Below are 19,825 nucleotides of genomic sequence, written 5' to 3'. Positions count from 1 at the left end.
GCTCACTTCGCAGCCCGCACCTCGACGGTGCCCGTCCCGGTACGGCCGTAGCGCGAGGGATTATACATGTCCTCGACATAGGCCTGCGGCAGCACGTATTTGCCCGGCGAGACTGCGCGCACGACATAGGCGACTGTGAAGACCGACTTTGAGTCCGAGGCGCGGTCGATAGCCGCGGTGAAGCGGTCGTCGCGGAACTCGGTATCCTCAGGCTCCTCGCCGTCCTCGATCCAGTCCAGCGTACCGCTATCGCCGGACGAGACCAGCTTCGGATTGTCGATCTCGAGGCCCGCCGGCAGATAGTCCGACACCATGATGTGGCCGTCCTCGGGCTTGGCCTCGGTGATCTTCAGCACCACCGCAAAGCGCTGGTTCTGCTTGACCTTGCTGATGTCGGCCGGCTTGCCGTCGAGAGTGAAGTAGTTGCGCTCGATCTTGAAGCCGTTCGACGCCGCCGGCTCCGGCGTCACGGGCGAGCCCGACACCGAGACCACCGCCTGCACCGGCACATCGCCAGTGTTGGTGATCTTCAGCGGCTTGCCCTCCAGCGTCGCCGCCTTGTAGCTGCGATAGAGCGCAGTCTTCACCGGCTGGCCGTCGACTTCCATCGACAGGTTCTCCTTGGCGAGCGCGCGCGCCGCCAATACCAGCCAGGCATTCTCCTGCGTGGAGGTGTAGGGCGTAAGCCCGCGCGCGGTCTCGACCCGCGACACCGCCTGCGTCAGCGTCGCCTTCGGCGCGTTTCCTTCACTGGCGAGTGAGACCAGCGCCGCAGCATCACGGAGCTGCGAACCGTAGTCGGTGCGGCCGAACTCGAGTGCGGGCTTCGGCGCGAGGCTATCGAGTGCGGCGCCATAGACGCGTTCCGCGCGGTTACGATCGCCGACCAGCGCGAGCGCCGCCGCGAGCTGCGACTTCGCAATCGGCGTCGCAAGGTTGGCGAGCTTGGTGTCGGCGAGATAGCGGAGGTCTCCGATCGGAGCTGCGCCATTACGGGCAAGCACATAGAGGCCATAGGCGAGCTCCCGGCCGCCGTCTTTCTCTGGCTCGTCGGCATTGACGACGGAGTTGCGGATGCGGTCGAGCGCGTTCTTGAACAGCGCGTCCGGCACTGCAAAGCCCTTTTCGCGGGCGCGGGTCAGGAAGTCCGTGACATAGGCATCCAGCCAGGCATCGTCGCCCCCGGCCGACCACAGGCCGAACGAGCCGTTCGAACCCTGGCGCGCCAACAGCCGCTCGATCGCGTCGCGGATGCGCTGGTCGACCTCGGTATCCATGGCGAGGTGCGCCCCGGCGGCGAGGTCATTGACATAGAGCAATGGCATCGCGCGGCTCGTGATCTGCTCCGAGCAGCCATAGGGATAGCGGTCGAGCGCTTTCAGGATCGTCGCCGCATCGAGCGCGGTCGACAGGCTGGCCGACACCGAGACGCTGCCGGTGCCCGGCACGAGATCGGAGAACATATCCGCGGTCAGCGTCAGGCTCTCGCCCTTCGCCAGGGTACGGATCGAGCGCCGCGCCAACACCTGCGTCACCGCCTTGACGTCGAGCGCATAGTGACGCGCGAGCATAAGGCCGTTCGGTCCCTTGATGTCGACGTCGAGCGTCGCCTGCCCCGCGGCCGTTGCATCGATCGCCAGCGAGAACGCGTTGCGCTGCTTGGCGGCAAGCTTGACCGTGGTGGCGGGATTGCCAGTCATCTTCACCGGGCCGCCCGCCTTCACGTTGACGACATAGTCGCCGGCCTGGCCCTCGACATTGTCGATCTCCAGATTGACCGTGCCGCGATCACCATTGAGCAGGAACCGCGGCAGGGTCGCCGTCAGCACCACGGGATCGCGGATCACGACATCGGTGCTGGCGCGACCAAGTTTCGTGGCGGTCCACGCCACCGCCATCACGCGCGCGATGCCGGCGAACTCCGGAATGACGAAGCTCACTTCTGCGGTGCCGTCAGCGCCGAGCGTGACGATGCCTGAATACAGGGCCAGCGGTTTTTGCGTGGGCGGCGAGCCCTGGAGCTCGCCCGCACCGGCGTCGCCGCCGGACTTGATCTGGCCGCGGGTGCCCGACATCCCATCGATGAGTTGCCCGTAGAGATCGCGGATCTCGGCGCTGAGGCGACGCTGGCCGAGATAGTAATCATCCGGCGCCGGCGGCTTGTAATTGGTGAGGTTGAGGATGCCGACGTCGACTGCGGCGATGACGACCTTGGCGTCCTCGCCCGGATTGAGCCCGTCGAGCTTGACCGGGATTTTCAGCGTCGAGTTCGGCCGGATCAGCGCCGGCGGCGTCAGCTTCACTTGCAACGTGCGAGTCTGCTTGTCGATGCCGAACCATTTCAGGCCGATCGCCCGGCCCGGCATGCGCTGGGCGGCCGCATCGAGCGGACGGCGCAGCGTCGCCACGACGTAGGCGCCGGTGCCCCAGTCCTTGCCGATCGGAAGCTTGACTTGCGCGGTGCCTTCCTTGACGTCGATGGTCTGCGTCGTCAGCAGGCGGTCGCCGAGCACGTTGATGGTCAGCTTGCCGGCGCTGCGCACATTGACCGACACTGTCATGGTGTCGCCGGAGGCGTATTGCGGCTTGTCGATCGAGGTCTCCAACAGGTCCGGTGTGTCGGCGCTGCCATCGGAGTACCAGCCGACGTCGAACTGCACGGAGGTCACCGGGCCGTCAGCGTCGTTCGACTTCACATCGAGCCGATAGCGGCCGGGCTGGGGGTTCAGCGAAATCCGCGACGGCTTATCGGCGGCGATCACGACATCGCCATCGGCGACGCGCGAGGTCGACTTGACCGGCTCGTACTCCCAGTAATTATTCTGGCGATACCACTGATAGCGCGACTCTATCTTCAGGAGCTCGTAGCGGAGGCCATCGCGGGGGAGCGTCTTGCCCTCGGGCGAGACTAACACGACGTCGAACTCGGCCTTGTCGCCCTCGGCGACGTTCTTGTCGCCGAACAGCGGCTTGATGCCGATCATGGCGGTCGCTGGCGCGATCGGCAGCACCAGCTTGCGCTCGACGGCGCGACCGCCGGTCTCGACCATGCGGACGAAGATCTGCGCCTCCTGCGGGCGGGTCGAGGCCGGCTGCTTGTCCAGCGTCACCGGGAAGGTCGCAACGCCATTGGCGTCGGCTTCAGGCAGGTTCTCCAGCGGCGTGCGCTCGTTCGAGGTGGTCTCCTCGTCGTTGACGCCGAACTGGTAGCCGGCAAAGCCCGGACGCTCGCTCGCAGGCGCGACCAGCATGTCGCCTTCGAGCTGAAGGCCCGAGGCCGGCGCGCCATAGAGGAAATGACCGTCCGCCTTCAGCTCCACTGGAGCATTAGCTTTGATCAGCTTGTCCTTGGCGGACAAGTCGAATTCGATCCGATCGGGGACGTAATCCTCGACCATGAAGGTGGTTTCGCCGACCGAGGCGCCCTTCGGATCGGTGAAAGCGCGCGCTCGCCAGGTCCCGGTCGGGACGGCCGAGTTGAGCGGCACGGCGAGCGTGCGGCCGCCCGCGCCCTGGTCGGACAGCACGGCGCGGCGGAATTCGACGCCGTCGGGACGCTCGATCACTAGCGTGAGCGGCCCGCCGGTCACGGCATTGCCCTGCCCGTCGCGCAAGAGCGCAGTGAGATAGACGGTTTCGCTGGAACGGTAGACGCCGCGCTCGGCATAGACGAAGGCGTCGGCGCCGGCCGGGACCGCGCGGCCCGAAACGCCGCGGTCGGACAGGTCGAAGGCGCTCGTCTTGAGGCTGAGGAAGGCATAATCGGCGTTATCGCCAGTTACGGTCAGCAGCGCCGGCGACAGCCCGCCCTCACCGCGCGCGAGCCCCGCCTCGAACAGCACGTGGCCGCTGTCGTCAGTCTTGCGGCTAGCCAAGATCTCGTTGTTGCGGGCAACCAGCCGCACCTCGGCCTTGCCGACCGGATCGGTCGAAGCCAGCGAGTTGACGAAGACGTGGATGCCGTCGTTGCCGGAATAGGCCGACACGCCGAGATCGGAGACGATGAACCATTGCGTCGCGAGCTGGTAATCATCGTCGGAGCCTGGCCCCTTGGCCGCGGCGGTCATGACGTACACGCCAGGCTGAAGCTCGCCGAGCGCCTGATCGACTGGGAATGCGGTGGTGACGTCCTGGTTCAGCGTCGTCGCGGTCGCGAGCTGGCCGGACCAGACCTTGACACCGCGCTCGTCGCCGAGATCGGTGAGCTGATATTTCGACAACGTCTTCTGGAAGTCGCTGTCCACAACCGTGTTGATCAGGTTGCGGTCGCCGATCCTGAACACGTTGATGCTGACGGCGGGCGTATTGACGCTGACCACGGGAATGCCGCGCTGGCCGGTCCTCGGCAGTACATAGGCGCGGCTGGTGAAGCGCACGAAGGGTTTCCGGTCGCGCACATAAACATTGAATTCGGCCGATTTCGGCAGACCCTCCTTCACGGCCGACGGCAGCCCGGCGCGCAGGTTGATGTTGTAGCGCTCGCCATGCTTCAGCCCGTCGACGCAGAGCTGCTTACCCTCGGCCGACAGCGCCGGCCTGTCGGTGCCGGCCAACGCCAGGAACGGCGCAAAGTCGGTCCGCTTGGCCACCTCCTCAGAGAACTGGAAGCAGGCGCGCGGGCTCGCCGAATCCGAGTCCACGGTATAGTCGAGCAGCCGAAAACCATGCTCATCGCGCAGCTTTTCATACGGGCCGCGGACGTCGGCGACCTCGCGCATGTCCAGCGACAGCCGCATCGCATCCAGCGCCGGCCGCCACAGCTTGCGTTCGGCCAGCGACTTGCCGAGCGCGGCGAGCGCGTCGGCCTCCTCGCCCGAATTCCCGGCACGCATATAGGCGATGTAGGCGGCGGTCGACGCACGCTCCCAGAGGAACGTCTGCTCGCTCGAGCTCTTCGGCGAGATCTGGAAGATGACCTTGGCGAGCCGCAGCCAGTTGCCGGTATCCTCCGGCGTGATCGCCGCAATCTGCCCGAGCACCGAAAGGCCGGTGCGATAGTCGTTGCGCCGGAATGCGGCGTCGGCGTCGGTGCGCAGCGTCGCAATGGACTTGGCGACCGGTCCCGCCTCGCTCTTGATCTGGGCTTCCAGCTTGATCGCGGAATCGGCAAGATCGTCGCGCTTGAACGCCTTGTCGGCTCCTTGCGCTGCGCCAAGGCCGAGCGCCAGCGTGGCGCAGAGTGTGACGGCGCGGATCAGACCGATCATGAGGGACTCCCGGAAATCGCGGACGAGCGCCGCGGCGGCAAAATGAAGTGCGCGGAAAGGTGACGGACTCAAGGCGATGGAACCAAGGGTGCAAATCGTCGCTTCGCCATGACAACGCAAGCTCAGAGGAGACCGATCAAGATACCTCCGCGCACGTGTCCTGACGGCGCATCAATACCAGAGACCAGTCGGGGGGCGCCCGTGTCCCGGAAGCTATTCAGCGTTCCCGGAGATGTGATCCATCGTCCGTCGCGCTGCCGCTCGACCCGGCACCCTGACACGCCACCGTTCCGCTTTGTCGCCGCTCTGAGGAAAACGGTTCGGTTCAGACTTGGCGAAAGGCAAGAATTTTCCTATTGGCATGGAGGTGAACAGCCGGCCCTCAAAACCGGGGCGGCTGAAGACGGTCCCGTAGCTCAACTGGATAGAGTAGCGGATTTCTACTCCGCGGGTTGCAGGTTCGAGTCCTGCCGGGATCGCCAACCGACGCTAAAAGGGGGCTAGTCTCGCTCGGCCCCCGCGGCGCCGCAGCGGCGTTCATCTTCCAACCTCGGCCTGATGCGCCCGCCACCACGACGCAATCGCCGCGGCCAGATCATTCCAGAGCTCCGTCGGAAGATCGGGAATAGCCACCCGGACGCTATACTGTTCCCTAGTGGCATCGTGAAACCACTCGGTCGCGGCGAAGTCGAAACCGAAGCTGCCGGCGTGACGGATGGGAAAACCCTCGGCGCGGAGTTCGTTGCTCATGTCTTCGGCGGCCTGTCGCGCGCTCGCCTCGTCCAGCGGATGCCTGCTCCGAAGCGTAACGTAGAGGCCGTGGGTGAAATGGAGCTCGGCCGAGAGCGCCGGGAGCCTTGCGGCAAAATATCGGGCCGTGCTTCGTCCGTTGCGCAAGATCGCCGCAACGCGCCTTTTCGTCAGAGCCCAGTAGGTTGCACTGCCCGCAAAGGGCGGGAAGTGTGCCGGCAACGCCGCGCCGCCGAGCAGCCGCACCGCGTTACGCGTTGCGGCGGCGAGCCCTTTGCAGTCAAGGCGCCCTGCCCGCCGCTCGTGCTCCTTGTCATAGACGAAAACCGCCGAGCCGAGCCGGCCATATTCCGCTCCGAGCGAATCGAGCTTGTTGTGGCTTCGCACCAGCACCAGCGGAATTCCGTATCGCCGGGCCCATCGCAGGACGCGTCTGATCCGCCCGGATCTGCCGGCGAAACAGGTCGTGTCGAAGACGAGGAGATCGAGCCCCGAGCCGTCACTGCGGAGCGCCGCCTCGAAAGCGCCGGCAAAGGAGCAGGAATCGAGCAACAGGATTTGCGGAGAATTCCCCCGGGCAAACCCATCGCCCAGCGCGGGCTTCAAGCCGACGAGTTGCAGGTGCGGGACAAAGCTTCGGATCAGCTCCAGCGTTTCGCCGTAGGTGCTCGGGAGCACCAGGATGTCGGCCTTGTCGATGATCTGTGCGGAAGCGAGGAGCACAGCGGAGATCGCGGCCATGCCTGACGCGGTATAGATCGTCTCGATCGTGCAGCCGCACGCGAGCTCATAGAACGAAGGACCGCGTACCCTGAGATCGGCCCGCTGGTAGTCATAACTGAACTGGAACGGCCCGCTGGCGGGATCGGCCGTGTGCGACCAGGCCGTCTCCGTCGCCTTCCACTCATGCAGCTCATGCTCCGCTCTCAGCGCCGCAGTGATCTGGAATTTGGACCTGACGACCTCGTCGACGGATCGCGGACGTGCCAAATCGAGCCGGTTTCTCAGACAATCATTCAATAGCCTGAGTTCCTGATGCTTTCGTTCCAGATAGGCCTCAAGCGTCTCCATGCGGATCTTGGACATGTGCCATCCGCAATTCAACGTCTGCGCCCTGCGTTGGGTCCAGTATCTGCCCGCGCGGCCTGCAACGAAGGCCGCTCTTCGCAGTTAAAGACTGTGCAAGGAGGACCATATGGCTGATATCAGAGAGCACATGAAAATCATCGGCAAGGACGGCGCCCATGTCGGCACCGTCGACCGCGTCGAGGGCAACCGCATCAAGCTGACCCGGAAGGACAGTCCCGAAGGTCACAAGGACCACCATCACTACATCGACACGAAATATGTCGGCGCCGTCGAAGGCGATGTCGTCAAGCTGTCGGTGAACGCCGACGCCGTGCCGAAAACGGAAGCGGCATAACACAGCAAGCCCCTTTGGGGGCTTTTTCTTTGTTCACGGACCCGTTTCGGGGTTCGCCGATTCGTGTCAAGCGCAACATCGCTACGCAGCAAACTTTGCAAATCTATCGCACTTCAAGAAAGCGTGCGCAGGCCTGTCCAGCGGACAGCAGAGCCCTACCTATCCGGCATGCAAAAGAGCTGTCGAAGGTTATTGTGATGCCGCCATCCGATTGGACAAGAATCGCCATCACGTCCGGGGTTGCCGCCAGCGCCATGGCATTTTTGGCGATCGACGCTGCCGTAGACGTGAGCCCGGGCGGAATTGCGAAGCGCCTCGAAGTTGTGCAAGCTTCTCTGACGGATGTCGCGGTTGGTCACCATCAACTGGCCTTCGCCGTTCGGGCCTGGGCGCGTGGAGGCGACCAGACGCACCCGGCGGCGTATCGATCATGCATCCAGCGTCACGAGCAGAGGCCGCAGCCGGTAGGCATCAATCGCGGCGTTTGACAGTAGCAGTCTGCGCCGCTCGCCGCGCAGCATCATGCGGTCGATCCTGTTCAGGATGAAGCGGGCTGAATCCTTGGGTTCACCGGTTAGCAGACCGGATTGGTCGAGATATCTCCAGGCGATCTCGAAGGACTGTGCACGCAATTCGGGGTCGGTCATGGCCGGCCAACGCTGCTGCGGATCGAATGTTCCGAGATCTGAGCCGAGGTGGACCGCGCAAGCCGGTCGCCCTGGGCAAAGGCGCGATAAATTTCTGCGCGTCATGGAACGAGTTCACCACCGGCACGTTGCATGCGACGAAACAGGTGGTGCCGACCTACCAGCCCCGGTCGGCTTTGAAGAACCCCGTGCTTGTCCCCCCGAGCACGGGGTTTTTCTTGCCACGAAAGGGCTGTCGGCGGGAATGCGGCTAATCCGTCCGCTCCTCACGCCGGTCGCGGGCGAGCTGATGCCAAGCCAGGGCCAGCTGGATCAGGCGCTGCCGATCAGCGCCTTCGGACGCAGCGGCCCGCTTCATCGCGGCCTCGGCCTCGTGCTGTGGATCGTACTTGCTGCACATGATGCCGACCGTATAACCGGCCGATCTGGACAAGCGCATGGCAATTTCGTCCGTATCATTGCGGGGCAGCGCCGGCGTCCGGCGGAATTGTCACGGGAGACTCCGGAGCGATCGCTTCGATGTATGCAGGCATCGTGACGCCAGGGCCGAGATTCATTCAGACTGGTGTGTCATTCAGACTGGTCTGTGAATTGCCTCACAGGCTGCGGACGGCATCTCCGATAAACACTACTTGGCGCTCTCTAGGCGCGAGCGCTTGCAGGAGCGCAGAGGACAGGATGGTCCGCTCATGACACACAAAGCAGCAGCCGAGGTGGTCGTCCCGACCCAACGACAAGGGTCCGCCCTGCTCGGGATCGCCTATCTCGGCACCATCACCATCGTAATGCTGGCATGGATCGGCGGCCTGGTCTGGGCCGCGATGGCGTTTTTCAACTGGCTGGTATCTTGAAGCGCAAAGGCGATTTGGTCTGCCCGCTGGGGAGCCGCCGCCGATGGTGCGCTAGAACAGCTAATGCAGTACCTGCGAGAGCTTGATCCCCCCGCAAACGATCATGTCCCACCACGCCATGCTGATCTGGATGGAATCCAGCATGAGCTACACCCCGCGAATCATCCCGACGTTTTCTTTCGAGACTTGCGTGAGTGTCAGCGAGCGCAGTGCTGGATGTGATGCCTATCGCGGGGCGCCAGACGAAAGAGGCGGGCCTGAGCCCGCTTCTGCGCTTCAAATCCGGCTGGGAAAACTCAGTAGCATGCGCGGGGATCGGCCTGCACATACTGACCGTTGGGATAGCGGTAGTAGCAAACGCCCTGAGCCAGATAGTAGCCGGGTTGCGAGGCGGCCGTAGCGCCGGCGATCGCGCCGGTCGCCACGCCGAGAACCGCGCCTGCGGCAGCTCCGGTTGCATTGCCGGAGAGCAGGCCGCCCAGCACCCCACCGACGATGGCGCCGCCCAGCGCGCTTGCACCGGGATCAGCTGGCGGCGGAGGCGGTGGCGGCGCGTACGCCGCCGGCGGCGGCGCATAAGCCACCGGCACGTCGTCGATATACTCCTCGGAGATGTAGGCCGGCGGTCCGGCCATGCGCTGCGGATAATAATACCAGACGCCGCCGACATCCCACCACCAGCCCGATCGGCCGTTGCGGACCTCGTGGCGCCAGCGTCCGCCCTCCCAGGCGCGGTTGCCGCGATAGGCGTGACCGCCCCAATCGCGCGCCGGTGCGGGCCCGCGGGCATAATTGCGCGCGGGCGGGCCGCCGGCATTGTGCGAGCCGGGACCGGCATGAGGCTGACCGGAAGGCTGCAGCGCGGGCCGGGCCGCCTGCTGCGGCGGAGGCCCCTTGCGCATGGACTGATTGTCCTGGGGCGGCGCGCCGGGTCGCGACCCTGCCGGCTGTTGGCCGGCCTCCTTCGGCGGTCTGGCCTCCTGCGCCTGCGCCGACAGCGCGAGCAACGACATGGCCGAAACCAAGGGAATGATGATCTTCATGCGGCTGGACGCACTCATGCGTGTTTGACCCCCTACTCTCTCGATTGCCGTGCTCAATTGCCGTGGTTCCTGGCGCGATAAACGCTTCATCTCACGCCGAGCTGACGCCGGGCTGACATAACTGACCTGCTTGATCGGCCAAGTCCCGTTAAAAATGATTAAGATCAGAGCAATTTTTGGCCCGAAAGAGCTGCAGCGGTGCGCGCCGGACCGCTCCTAGCGCGCCGGCTCGATCACGTTGCAGTTGCTCCGCCCTGACATCAGGCAGTCCTGCATCTTGCTGGCGGCCGTGAGATCCCGCGCGAGCCACCAGCCGACGCCCAGGATCACGATCGCAATAATCAAGCCGGCGACCGCGCCGCGCCGGTTGTCGCCGGATGGGGACTTTTGAGAGGATTTGGGCTTCGGGCCCGATTCGGGCTTGGACATGGCTACCAGACTCGGTCGGGCAAGGCGCCTTTAGCACCTCTGCGACGTGGCGTCACATCCGATCGTCCGATCCAGTTCAGCCCCGGGTCGGCCGGATTGCATCCTTGCGCGAGGTCTCGACCGCCGGGGTCGTCCGCGGTGCACAGGTGGTGAGCACGAATGCGGTCCGGGTGCACTCCCAATCGGCGCCCAACACGGCGCTCTCGATCGGCTGCGGACGGGCTAGCAGCAACGCGGCGCCGGCCAGCGCCGCCACCACGAAGGCAGCTCCGAGCGCCTTCAGGCTCAGTCGGAAGATCGTCATGCCCGTGCTCCGTCTCGTTGGGGCGGACGCTAGGCGCCGCTCCGCGTGCTCCCTTATGAGGGACATCACAATTCGGCAGTTTTTCCGGGCTACGAGAGATCGTCGGGGGGCGATTTTTCGTTGACCTGATCGGCTGCGATTTGGGTGGCGTTGCGACGTGCGTCGATGTACACGCATGTGCGTCGCGTGGCGCCTGCTATGCCCAGCCGACGTACCAACAGGCAGTGATTTAGGATCGAAAGCGAGGAAGACAAGGCTGGTCGATGAGTGGATTCAGGGAACCCGGTTTCGCAGACCGTCAGAAGGCGGCGCAGGACGCACGCAAAAATCTTTTGAACAAATTCAAATCCCAACCCGGGCCCGATGATCCCGCGGTTGCGGCGAAGCGCGCCGAGCGCGAGGCTCTCGCAGCGAAGCGCGCCGAGGCAAAGGCCGCGCGCGACGCGGAGAAGGCTGAGCAGAAGCGCCGCGAGGAAGAGGCGAAGGCAGCCGAGGCCGCGCGGATTGCACGCGAGGCTCAGGAGGCGGCCGAAAGGATGGCTGCGCTCGAGGCCGAGCAGAAGGCAAAGCGCGACGCCCGCTACGCGGCCCGCAAGGCCAAGCGGAAGTAGCGTTCAAATCAAATTGAACTGAGGCACGCCTCAGTTCACTTCACTTCGAGATGGTCCACCGGAGCGCGCGAATGCGCCGCCCCGATGGCCGATTGCGGAGGGCATCCGAAGCGCGCGCCTTCGCCTCGGCGAGGCGCTTCGCGACGACCCGGATGATCAATTCTTCTTCATCATCCCGTCGTCTTTCTTCATGCCGTCCTTCGACATGTGATCCTTCTTCATGCCCTCGTCCTTGGACATGGTATTCTTCTTCATGCCGTCCTTGGACATGGTGTCCTTCTTCATCATGCCCTCGTCCTTGCCCATCTTGTCCTGAGCAAAGGCGGCAGGCATCAGCGCGAGGCCAAGCGACAGGGCGGCAGCCGAAACGCCGAGCACGATGCGGGTGCGAATGGTCATGAGCAGTCTTCCCTTCGAGATGGTGTTTGTCAGCGACGGATGCCGCTGTCCTGTCGACGGATTGCCACGTGGTGTTGTTACGCGCCGGCCGATAATTTCCGCGCGCCCGCTGCCGTCCTTCGTCTGGCGTAGTCCCACGCAGATCGAAGTGTGCAGCGCAGCACGTCCGGCACTTGCCGCGGCATTCGGTCTCGAACTATCAGATGAGAGATCATCGGGTGTAAGACCGGCTAGGATGGGCCTACGCGCCGGGCTCGAAAACCCGGACCCAAATTCACGCCAAACAAGAACCGTGCAAAGAACCGCCCAAGGGGATCACACCATGCTCACGCGCCGTCATCTGCTCGCGACCGCCGTCGCCGCACCCGCCATTCTTCGCTTCGGCACCGGGACGGCGCAGGCCGCCACCACGCTGAAGATCTCGCACCAATTCCCAGGTGGCACCATCGACAAAGGCGATTTCCGCGACCGGCTCTGCCGCATGTTCGCCGCCGAAGTCGCCAAGCGCAGCAATGGCGACATCGCCGCTGAAATCTATCCGAACTCCTCGCTGATCAAGACCAACGCGCAGTTCTCCGCGATGCGCAAGGGCGCGCTCGACATCAGCCTCTATCCGATGCCTTATGCGGGCGGCGAGCTGCCGGAGACCAATATCGGCCTGATGCCCGGCCTCGTGACCACCTACGACCAGGGCTTGCGCTGGAAGAAAGAACCGGTCGGAAAGGCGCTGACCGACTTCCTCGCCGATAAGGGCATCATTCTGCTCACCTGGGTCTGGCAGGCCGGCGGCGTCGCCAGCCGCTCCAAGCCGATCGTCGCGCCTGAAGACGCCAAGGGCCTGAAGGTGCGCGGCGGCTCGCGCGAGATGGACATGGTGCTCCAGACCGCCGGTGCCTCGGTGCTGTCGGTGCCATCGAACGAAATCTATGCGGCGATGCAGACCGGCGCCTGCGATGCCGGCATCACCTCGTCCACCAGCCTGATCTCGTTCCGTCTCGAAGAGGTCGCGAAGTCGCTGACATCAGGGGCCGGCACCTCCTATTGGTTCATGCTCGAGCCGCTGATGATGTCGAAGGCGATCTTCGACAAGCTGCCGAAGAACCATCAGGACATCCTGCTCGCGGTCGGCACCGAGCTCGAAGCCTTCGGCCGCAAGGGCGCGCAGGACGACGACGTCGAGGTCGCCAAGGTCTACGAGAAAGCCGGCGCCAAGGTCTCGGCGCTCGACGCCGCGACCGTCGGCAAGTGGCGCGACATCGCCCGCGACACCGCCTGGAAGGACTACAGCGCCAAGACCGCGACCGCTGCGAACCTGCTCAAGCTCGCCACCGACGTCGCAGCATGAGCCACGGTCCGCTTCCGGATCGTGATGACCTGCCGAACGCTGCCGCAAGAACAGGCCTTGCGGCGGCGATCGATCGCGGCCTCGCCGTCCTCAACAGCATCATCGTCGTGTTCGCCGCGATCGCGCTGGTCGCGGCCTGTATGATCCTGAGCTACAGCGTGCTCAGCCGCGCGCTGTTCAAGGCCGCCAATTACTGGCAGGACGAGGCCGCCGTGTTCCTGCTGGTCGGCGCCACCTTCATGACGGCGGCCTATGTGCAGCAGAACCGCGGCCACATCGGCATCGAGGCCTTCGTCGGCCTGCTCTCGCCGTTCGCGAACAAGGTCCGGCTCTGGCTGGTCGACGCCGCAACGTTCCTGTTCTGCGCCTTCTTCGCCTGGAAGTCCTGGACCCTGGCCCATGAAGCCTATGTCGACGGCCAGGTCTCCAACTCGATGTGGTCGCCGCCCCTCGCCATTCCCTATTCGCTGATGGCACTCGGCATGAGCCTGCTCTGCATCCAGATCCTCGTGCAGCTTGCGCTGCCCTTCACCGGAGCCCGGCGGCCATGAGCGTCTTTGGTATCGGCCTCGCCTATGGAATCGCGACGCTGCTCGTGATGTTTTCGGGCATGCCGATTGCGTTCGCGCTTGGCGCAGTCGCAGTCGTGTTCATGGGCATCTACATGCCCGCCGCTTCGCTCGATACGGTGACGCAGAACGTCTACGAGGAAATGGCCTCGATCACACTCTTGTCGATCCCGCTCTTCATTCTCAAGGGTGCCGCGATCGGCAAGTCGCGCGCCGGCCAGGATCTCTATTCGGCGCTGCATGCCTGGCTGCATCGGGTGCCGGGCGGCCTCGGCGTTGCCAACGTCTTCGCCTGTGCGCTGTTTGCAGCGATGGCGGGCTCCTCGCCCGCGACCTGCTCGGCGATCGGCTCGGCCGGCATCCCCGAGATGCGCAAGCGCGGCTATTCCGGCGGCTTTGCTGCCGGCATCATCGCTGCCGGCGGCACGCTCGGCATTCTGCTGCCGCCCTCGATCACCATGATCCTGTTCGCCGTCGCCGCCGAAAAGTCGCTCGGGCGGCTGTTCCTCGCCGGCATCGGGCCCGGCCTCTTGCTGGTCTCGCTGTTCGGCGCCTATGCCGTGATCCGCTTCCGCCAGGAATATGCCGCCGCCGAAGCGATTTACAAGAACGGCGGCGCGGAAGCTGCGATCCTGCAGCGCGACGAGTATACGCTCGCCGAACGCTTCAGCGTGCTGCCGCGGGTGATCCCCTTCGTGCTGCTGCTCACCGGCGTCATGATCGCGCTCTATGGCGGCTACGCCACGCCGTCGGAAACCGCCGGCCTCGGCGGCCTCTTGGCGCTGGCGCTGATCGCAGCGATCTACAGCGTGTGGCGACCGAGCGATCTCGCTCCGATTATGCGGTCGACGATCCGGGAATCGACCATGCTAATGATGATCATCGGCATGTCGTTGCTCTATTCCTACGTGATGAGCTATCTGCACATCTCGCAATCGGTCGCCGAATCGATCGTCGCGATGCACCTGCCGCGCTGGGAGCTGCTGTTCGCGATCCTCGTCATGGTCGTGGTGCTCGGCTTCTTCCTGCCGCCGGTCTCGATTATCCTGATGACGGCGCCGATCATCCTGCCGCCGCTCCGCGCCGCCAATTTCGACATCATCTGGTTCGGCGTGGTCATGACCATCGTGATGGAGATGGGCCTGATCCACCCGCCGGTTGGCCTCAACATCTTCGTCATCCGCAATGTCGCGCCCGACATTCCCTTGCGCGAGGTGATCTGGGGCACGCTCCCCTTCGTGCTGCTGATGATGCTCGCAGTCCTGCTGCTGTGCCTCGTGCCGGAGATCTCGACCTGGCTGCCGGATCTCGTGATGGGGCCGGACGGGAGCAGGTAGAGCTAGCCGAACTGCCGTAGCTCGAGGAGCGAAGGCGGAAGCGTGCCCACCACTTCTGTCGCGATCATGGACAGATGGTGGGCACGGCGCTGCGCGCTTTTCCTCGCTTTACGATTTCTCCTTCCGCCGTGACTTCGGCGCGATCGCGCTGCCGGCCACCACCTGCAACAGATCCTTACGCACGGCTTCGATGTGCCGCTCCAGGAAACGGCAGGCCTCATCGACCTTCCGTGCGCGGCAGAGCGTGATCAGATACGCGTGCTCCTTCTCGGCGATCCCCATCGCCTTGGTGTTGGAGAGCTGCAAGCGGGTGTAGCGGTCGCTGGTCTGGAGCAGTGACAGCACGATCGCTCTTGTGCGCGGCTGCGGCGCATGAACGTAGAGCGCCATGTGGAAGTCGGCATTGAGCTGCCCCCATTCGCTGACGTTGCGCGCCTTGATCGCCTTCTCAAAACTCTTGTGGATGTCGTCGAGCCCGTCGAAATCATCAACGGTGAAACGTGGCGCCGACTGCGCCAGCAATCTCGGCTCCAGGATGCGGCGCAAATCGAACACGTCGTTGATCTCGTCCAGCGACAGCTCGGAGACGATGGCGCCCTTCTGCGGCACGATGCGCACCAGCCCTTCCGCCTCCAGCTGAAACAGCGCCTCCCGCACCGGGATGCGGCTGACGCCATAGGCCTCGCCAAGCGCATCTTGGCGCAGCTGCGATCCCGCCGGATAGGTGCCGTCGAGGATCGCCTGCCTGAGCTGGTCGACGATCGCGGCCGACAGCGTGCGATGCTTCAGAGGCTGTTTCATCTGACCTTCTGCCTTTCCTTCGCGATTCATCCGGCCGAAGCGGTCCCTCTCTTGCATGTTGAAGGCTTCAGCGAAAGCTAGAGTCCAGCAAAAGCCAGTGCCCAGCAAAACCGCGTCCTGCCGCCGAAGTGGCCGCAATCTCCGTTTGGCAGCCTAAATGTATAAATTATACATTTGGCGATAGCACGACAAATCTCGAGGTTGGGCCTCCATGATCGAACAGACGATGCTGCCCACACGCGCATTCAGCGTTCGACGCATGATCGTCCGCGCGTCCAGCGCCCTGCTCGCGGTCGAGCGCCTCGCGCTGATGGGCCTCATGTACCTGCTCACCGGATTGATCCTGGTGAACGTCGTCACCCGGTACTCGCATTTCCCGATCTACTGGATCGACGAATCCGCCGTCTATTGCGTGGTCTGGCTGACCTTCATCGGCGCCTCCGCAATGACCCGGCTGCGGCTCGATTTCGCGGTGACTATGCTGACGGAGCGTCTTTCGGCGCCGCGCCAGAAGCTCGCCAAAGTGATCTCGACCGGCCTCGTGGTCGTGTTCGGCGCCGCACTGATCGTCACCTGCGTGCTTTGGATGGACCCGATTGGTCTCGCCCGCGCTGGCTTCGACGGGCGCAAGCTCGCCGCCGAGACCTTCAACTTCCTCTACACCGAGCACACCCAGACGCTGAACTGGCCGACCTGGATGCTATACCTGACGCTGCCGATCTTCGCGGTGTCGATGACCATTCACGGCCTCGCCAATCTGCTGGAAGATCTCGAGTTGGTCCCGCGCACCTCGCCAAAAGGCTTTCAGCTCTCCGAGCTGGACGGGGTCAACTGATGATCACATCAGCCGCCTTCATGGCTTTCATGCTGGTCGGCGTGCCGATCGGCCTCTGCCTGTGCCTCGCCGGCCTCGTCTACATCGCCGCATCCGGCAATCCCGTGCTGTTCCAGTCTTACCCGCTCCAGCTTTTCGGCGGCGTCGACAGCTACGGCCTGATCGCCATTCCGCTCTTCATCCTTATCGGCGAGATCATGAATGGCGGCGGCATCACAAGGCGCATCGTCGACATGGCGATGGCGTTCGTCGGCTCGTTCAAGGGCGGGCTCGCCTACGTCAATATCCTCGCCAACATGTTCATCTCGTCGATCCTGGGCTCTGCGACTGCGCAGGTCGCGATCATGGCCCAGATCATGGTGCCGGAGATGGAGAAGAAGGGCTACGACAAGACCTTCGCCGCGGGACTGACCGCCTATGGCGGCATGCTCGGCCCGATCATCCCGCCATCGGTGATGTTCGTGGTCTACAGCGTGCTCGCGCAGGTCTCGGTCAGCGACATGCTGATCGCCGGCATCGTGCCTGGCGTCATCCTCACCGTGATGTTCTGCCTCGTCATCGCGCTGATGGGCTATGTCTACAACTATCCCCGTGCGGACTATCAGACGCCGCGTCAGCGCATCATGACGATCCTGCGGACGTCTCCGACGCTGCTGATCCCCATCGTCATCGTCGGCACCATTCTCGGCGGCCTCGCCAACGCGACCGAATCCGCCGCCGTCGGGGCCGTCGCAGCAGCACTGGTCGGAAAATTCTGGACCAAGGAGTTCGAAGTTTCCCAGCTGCCGCAGATGATGCTGCGCAGCGGCATCTACTCGGCAATCGTGCTGTTCCTGGTGGCAGCCGCGGCGGTGTTCTCCTGGGTCCTGATCTTCGGCAAAGTGCCGCAGGAGACTGCCGCCTGGATCCAGACGGCCGCCAAGGACCCGGTCAGCTTCATGCTGATCTGCAACGTCATCCTGCTGGTGATCGGCACGGTGATCGACGGCATTCCCGGCCTGATCATGACGGTGCCGATCCTGCTTCCGGTCGCGACCGACGTCTATCACATCGACCCCCGGCATTTCGGCGTCGTGGTGGTGATCAATCTCGTGCTCGGCCTGCTGTCGCCGCCGGTCGGACTTTGCTTCTTCGTTGCGGCCGCTGTCACCGGTGCCAAGCCGGGCAAGATGTTCATGGTGACGCTGCCCTTCTTCGTCATCTCCTGCGTCCTCCTCGTGCTGCTCTCGCTCTACCCGTCACTCTCGCTGATCCTCGTCAAATAGGCCCATCCGAAAGGAGCCCGACCATGCCGCTTTCACGTCGCCGCTTTCTGGCCGCCAGTGCCGCCGCATCGGTGTTCGCGCCGTCGCTGGCGCTCGCCCAACCCAAGGAATTCCGGCTCGGCCTGATCACGCCCAACGGCCATTCCTGGAACAAGGCCGCCCTCAAATTCGGCGAAGATCTCAAGGCGGTCACGAGCGGCCGCTTGAGCGTCAGCGTGTTCCACTCCGGGCAGCTCGGCAACGAGCCCGCGATGATGCAGCAATTGCAATCCGGCGCACTCGACATGGGCTTCATCCAGGCCGCCGAGCTCGGCTCGCGCGTGCCGCACATCGCCGCGATCAATGCGCCCTACATCGTCCGCTCGACGCCTGCGGTCGCGAAATTCGTGCGGCATCCGGCTGCGGTGAAGCTGTTCGAAGTGCTGCCGCAGGAGACCGGAACGATCGGGCTCGGCTGGGGCATCACCGGCATGCGCGCCGTGTTCTCCTCCAAGGATCTGAATACGCTGGCCGACATTCGCGGCATGAAGCTGCGCATCAATCCGACGCCGGTCTATCGCGATTTCTATTCCTCGCTGGGCGCTGCACCGACTCCGATCCCGACGCCGCAGGTGTTCGACGCCATGGCCAACGGCCAGGTCGACGGCCTCGAGGCCGATCTCGAATTCTCCTGGAACCAGCGCTTCGACAAGGTGTCGAAAGTGATCCTCCAGATGAATGCCGTCTTCATGCCGATGGCGGCGGTCGTCTCGGGCCGGGTCTGGCAGTCGCTCCCCGCGGCCGACCGCGAGCTGATCACGAAGACGATCAGGTCGACGCTGGATGTGCAGATCGACGAGCTCGCCGGCAATGAGCCCGCGCTGATCGAGAATTTCAAGAACGCGCCGATTCCGATCCGCCAGGTTGACGCCAAGGACACCGAGGCCGTCATTGCCGAGTTCGACAAGATCTGGCTGCCAAAAGCCCCTGTCCTCGCCGAGCTGCGCAAGGTCGGCGCGACGCTCTGATCCCACTCTCGCCCTCACCGTCAATGCCCGGCGGATCGAACCATCCGCCGATACAATTCCAATCGGAGCCAAGCAATGAACCGCATTTCCTGGGAAGGCGTCTTCCCGGCCGTCACCACGCAATTCAACGACGACCTGTCGCTCAATATCGATGCGACAGCCAAGGTCATGGATGGGCTGATCCGCGACGGCGTTTCCGGTCTGATCGTCTGCGGCTCGGTCGGCGAGAACACCTCGCTGGAGCGCAAGGAGAAGGTCGCGATCATGGAGGCCGCGAAGTCGGTTGCGGCCGGCCGTGTGCCCGTGCTGTGCGGCATCGCCGAATTCACCACGGCGTTTGCAGTCGAGACCGCCAGGGAAGCCGCGCGCGCCGGTATCGACGGTGTGATGGTGATGCCGGCGCTGGTCTATTCGTCCAAGCCGCACGAGACGGCTGCGCATTTCCGCGCCGTTGCCAGTGCCACCGACCTGCCGGTGATGCTCTACAACAACCCGCCAATCTACAAGAACGACGTCACTCCGGACATCCTGGCCTCGCTCGCCGATGTCGACACCGTCGTCTGCTTCAAGGATTCGTCCGGCGACACGCGACGGTTCATCGACACCCGCAACATGGTCGGCGACCGCTTCGTGCTGTTCGCGGGCCTTGACGACGTCATCGTCGAGAGCGTCGCCATGGGCGCCGTTGGCTGGGTCTCCGGCATGTCGAACGCCTTCCCGCGCGAGGGCGAGACCCTGTTCCGTCTCGCCAAGGCAGGGCGCTACGCCGAGGCGATGCCGCTCTACGAATGGTTCATGCCGCTGTTGCATCTGGATGCACGCCCGGACCTCGTCCAGTGTATCAAACTGTGCGAGCACATCATGGGCCGCGGCACCGCGCTGACGCGCCCGCCGCGCCTGGCGCTGCTGCCGCAAGAGAAGACAGAAGTCGAGGCCATGATGGACAAGGCGCTCAAGAACCGGCCGCGCCTGCCGGATGTGGGCTTGAAGGCGGCGTAAGCG

Annotated in this window: 19 protein-coding genes and 1 tRNA gene; 11 read left to right on the top strand and 9 right to left on the bottom strand. The window is 64.2% G+C overall.

The window, feature by feature from the left end:
• Window positions 1-2 precede the first annotated feature (2 nt).
• The gene (locus IVB01_RS03550) at window positions 3-5,207 is read right to left on the bottom strand and encodes an alpha-2-macroglobulin (RefSeq protein WP_247494248.1); all 5,205 of its coding nucleotides are present in this window, start codon (window positions 5,205-5,207) and stop codon (window positions 3-5) included.
• A 405-nt stretch (window positions 5,208-5,612) separates the two neighbouring features.
• Between IVB01_RS03550 and IVB01_RS03545 the strand changes: the two genes are divergently transcribed.
• Window positions 5,613-5,689: transfer RNA gene (locus IVB01_RS03545), tRNA-Arg, on the top strand.
• A gap of 55 nt (window positions 5,690-5,744) precedes the next feature.
• Here IVB01_RS03545 and IVB01_RS03540 read toward each other — a convergent pair.
• The gene (locus IVB01_RS03540; RefSeq protein ID WP_247281127.1) at window positions 5,745-7,028 is read right to left on the bottom strand and encodes a hypothetical protein; all 1,284 of its coding nucleotides are present in this window, start codon (window positions 7,026-7,028) and stop codon (window positions 5,745-5,747) included.
• 124 nt (window positions 7,029-7,152) lie between these two features.
• On the opposite strand from IVB01_RS03540, the gene IVB01_RS03535 reads away from it, so the two are divergent.
• A complete protein-coding gene (locus tag IVB01_RS03535; RefSeq protein ID WP_027574503.1) occupies window positions 7,153-7,380 on the top strand; it encodes a DUF2171 domain-containing protein in 228 nt (75 codons plus the stop codon).
• A gap of 428 nt (window positions 7,381-7,808) precedes the next feature.
• On the opposite strand, the gene IVB01_RS03530 is transcribed toward IVB01_RS03535, so the two are convergent.
• Together IVB01_RS03530 and IVB01_RS03525 are read right to left on the bottom strand one after the other, a co-directional pair.
• Window positions 7,809-8,027, bottom strand: coding sequence for a hypothetical protein (locus IVB01_RS03530; RefSeq protein WP_247281050.1), 219 nt, complete (start codon window positions 8,025-8,027; stop codon window positions 7,809-7,811).
• Window positions 8,028-8,277: 250 nt separating this feature from the next.
• Window positions 8,278-8,466, bottom strand: coding sequence for a hypothetical protein (locus IVB01_RS03525; protein ID WP_247281049.1), 189 nt, complete (start codon window positions 8,464-8,466; stop codon window positions 8,278-8,280).
• Window positions 8,467-8,716: 250 nt separating this feature from the next.
• On the opposite strand from IVB01_RS03525, the gene IVB01_RS03520 reads away from it, so the two are divergent.
• Window positions 8,717-8,878 carry a hypothetical protein gene (locus tag IVB01_RS03520; RefSeq protein WP_247281048.1) on the top strand — a complete coding sequence of 54 codons (162 nt, stop codon included), beginning with the start codon at window positions 8,717-8,719 and terminating at the stop codon, window positions 8,876-8,878.
• A 296-nt stretch (window positions 8,879-9,174) separates the two neighbouring features.
• Here IVB01_RS03520 and IVB01_RS03515 read toward each other — a convergent pair whose 3' ends face one another.
• The 3 genes from IVB01_RS03515 to IVB01_RS03505 all read right to left on the bottom strand — a co-directional run bounded on the left by IVB01_RS03515 (window position 9,175) and on the right by IVB01_RS03505 (window position 10,654).
• Window positions 9,175-9,939, bottom strand: coding sequence for a hypothetical protein (locus tag IVB01_RS03515; protein WP_247494247.1), 765 nt, complete (start codon window positions 9,937-9,939; stop codon window positions 9,175-9,177).
• A gap of 198 nt (window positions 9,940-10,137) precedes the next feature.
• A complete protein-coding gene (locus IVB01_RS03510) occupies window positions 10,138-10,350 on the bottom strand; it encodes a hypothetical protein (protein WP_247281046.1) in 213 nt (70 codons plus the stop codon).
• A 76-nt stretch (window positions 10,351-10,426) separates the two neighbouring features.
• On the bottom strand, window positions 10,427-10,654 hold the full coding sequence (locus tag IVB01_RS03505) for a hypothetical protein (RefSeq protein ID WP_247281045.1): 228 nt from the start codon (window positions 10,652-10,654) through the stop codon (window positions 10,427-10,429).
• Window positions 10,655-10,917: 263 nt separating this feature from the next.
• On the opposite strand from IVB01_RS03505, the gene IVB01_RS03500 reads away from it, so the two are divergent.
• Entirely contained in the window at window positions 10,918-11,265 is a 348-nt protein-coding gene (locus IVB01_RS03500; protein WP_247281044.1) for a DUF6481 family protein, read from the top strand.
• Between the two features lie 156 nt (window positions 11,266-11,421).
• On the opposite strand, the gene IVB01_RS03495 is transcribed toward IVB01_RS03500, so the two are convergent.
• Window positions 11,422-11,664, bottom strand: a complete 243-nt coding sequence (locus tag IVB01_RS03495; protein ID WP_247281043.1) for a pentapeptide MXKDX repeat protein — start codon at window positions 11,662-11,664, stop codon at window positions 11,422-11,424.
• A gap of 322 nt (window positions 11,665-11,986) precedes the next feature.
• Here IVB01_RS03495 and dctP point away from each other — a divergent pair, with 322 nt between their 5' ends.
• Genes dctP through IVB01_RS03480 form a run of 3 tightly spaced genes read left to right on the top strand, consistent with a single transcriptional unit; the run spans window position 11,987 to window position 14,915 of the window.
• Window positions 11,987-13,009 (top strand): TRAP transporter substrate-binding protein DctP, encoded by a 1,023-nt coding sequence (dctP, locus tag IVB01_RS03490; protein WP_247281042.1) that lies wholly within the window; start codon window positions 11,987-11,989, stop codon window positions 13,007-13,009.
• Window positions 13,006-13,560, top strand: coding sequence for a TRAP transporter small permease (locus IVB01_RS03485; RefSeq protein WP_247281041.1), 555 nt, complete (start codon window positions 13,006-13,008; stop codon window positions 13,558-13,560). The genes dctP and IVB01_RS03485 overlap by 4 nt, the downstream gene beginning before the upstream one ends.
• The gene (locus IVB01_RS03480; RefSeq protein ID WP_247281040.1) at window positions 13,557-14,915 is read left to right on the top strand and encodes a TRAP transporter large permease; all 1,359 of its coding nucleotides are present in this window, start codon (window positions 13,557-13,559) and stop codon (window positions 14,913-14,915) included. Before IVB01_RS03485 ends, IVB01_RS03480 begins: the two co-directional genes overlap by 4 nt.
• Window positions 14,916-15,023: 108 nt before the next feature.
• Here the strand turns inward: IVB01_RS03480 and IVB01_RS03475 are convergent, their stop codons facing one another.
• Window positions 15,024-15,716, bottom strand: a complete 693-nt coding sequence (locus IVB01_RS03475; protein WP_247281039.1) for a GntR family transcriptional regulator — start codon at window positions 15,714-15,716, stop codon at window positions 15,024-15,026.
• Between the two features lie 226 nt (window positions 15,717-15,942).
• On the opposite strand from IVB01_RS03475, the gene IVB01_RS03470 reads away from it, so the two are divergent.
• The 4 genes from IVB01_RS03470 to IVB01_RS03455 all read left to right on the top strand — a co-directional run bounded on the left by IVB01_RS03470 (window position 15,943) and on the right by IVB01_RS03455 (window position 19,822).
• Window positions 15,943-16,551, top strand: a complete 609-nt coding sequence (locus IVB01_RS03470; protein ID WP_247281126.1) for a TRAP transporter small permease — start codon at window positions 15,943-15,945, stop codon at window positions 16,549-16,551.
• Window positions 16,551-17,816, top strand: a complete 1,266-nt coding sequence (locus IVB01_RS03465; protein WP_247281038.1) for a TRAP transporter large permease — start codon at window positions 16,551-16,553, stop codon at window positions 17,814-17,816. Before IVB01_RS03470 ends, IVB01_RS03465 begins: the two co-directional genes overlap by 1 nt.
• Before the next feature lie 23 nt (window positions 17,817-17,839).
• Window positions 17,840-18,823, top strand: a complete 984-nt coding sequence (locus IVB01_RS03460) for a TRAP transporter substrate-binding protein (RefSeq protein ID WP_247281037.1) — start codon at window positions 17,840-17,842, stop codon at window positions 18,821-18,823.
• 75 nt (window positions 18,824-18,898) lie between these two features.
• A complete protein-coding gene (locus tag IVB01_RS03455) occupies window positions 18,899-19,822 on the top strand; it encodes a dihydrodipicolinate synthase family protein (protein WP_247281036.1) in 924 nt (307 codons plus the stop codon).
• Window positions 19,823-19,825 lie beyond the last annotated feature (3 nt).

It is taken from the genome of Bradyrhizobium sp. 164 (assembly GCF_023073715.1).
Lineage (GTDB): Bacteria > Pseudomonadota > Alphaproteobacteria > Rhizobiales > Xanthobacteraceae > Bradyrhizobium.
The sequence above is the reverse complement of the archived record's forward strand: the minus strand, read 5'-3'. Positions and strand labels throughout refer to the sequence as shown.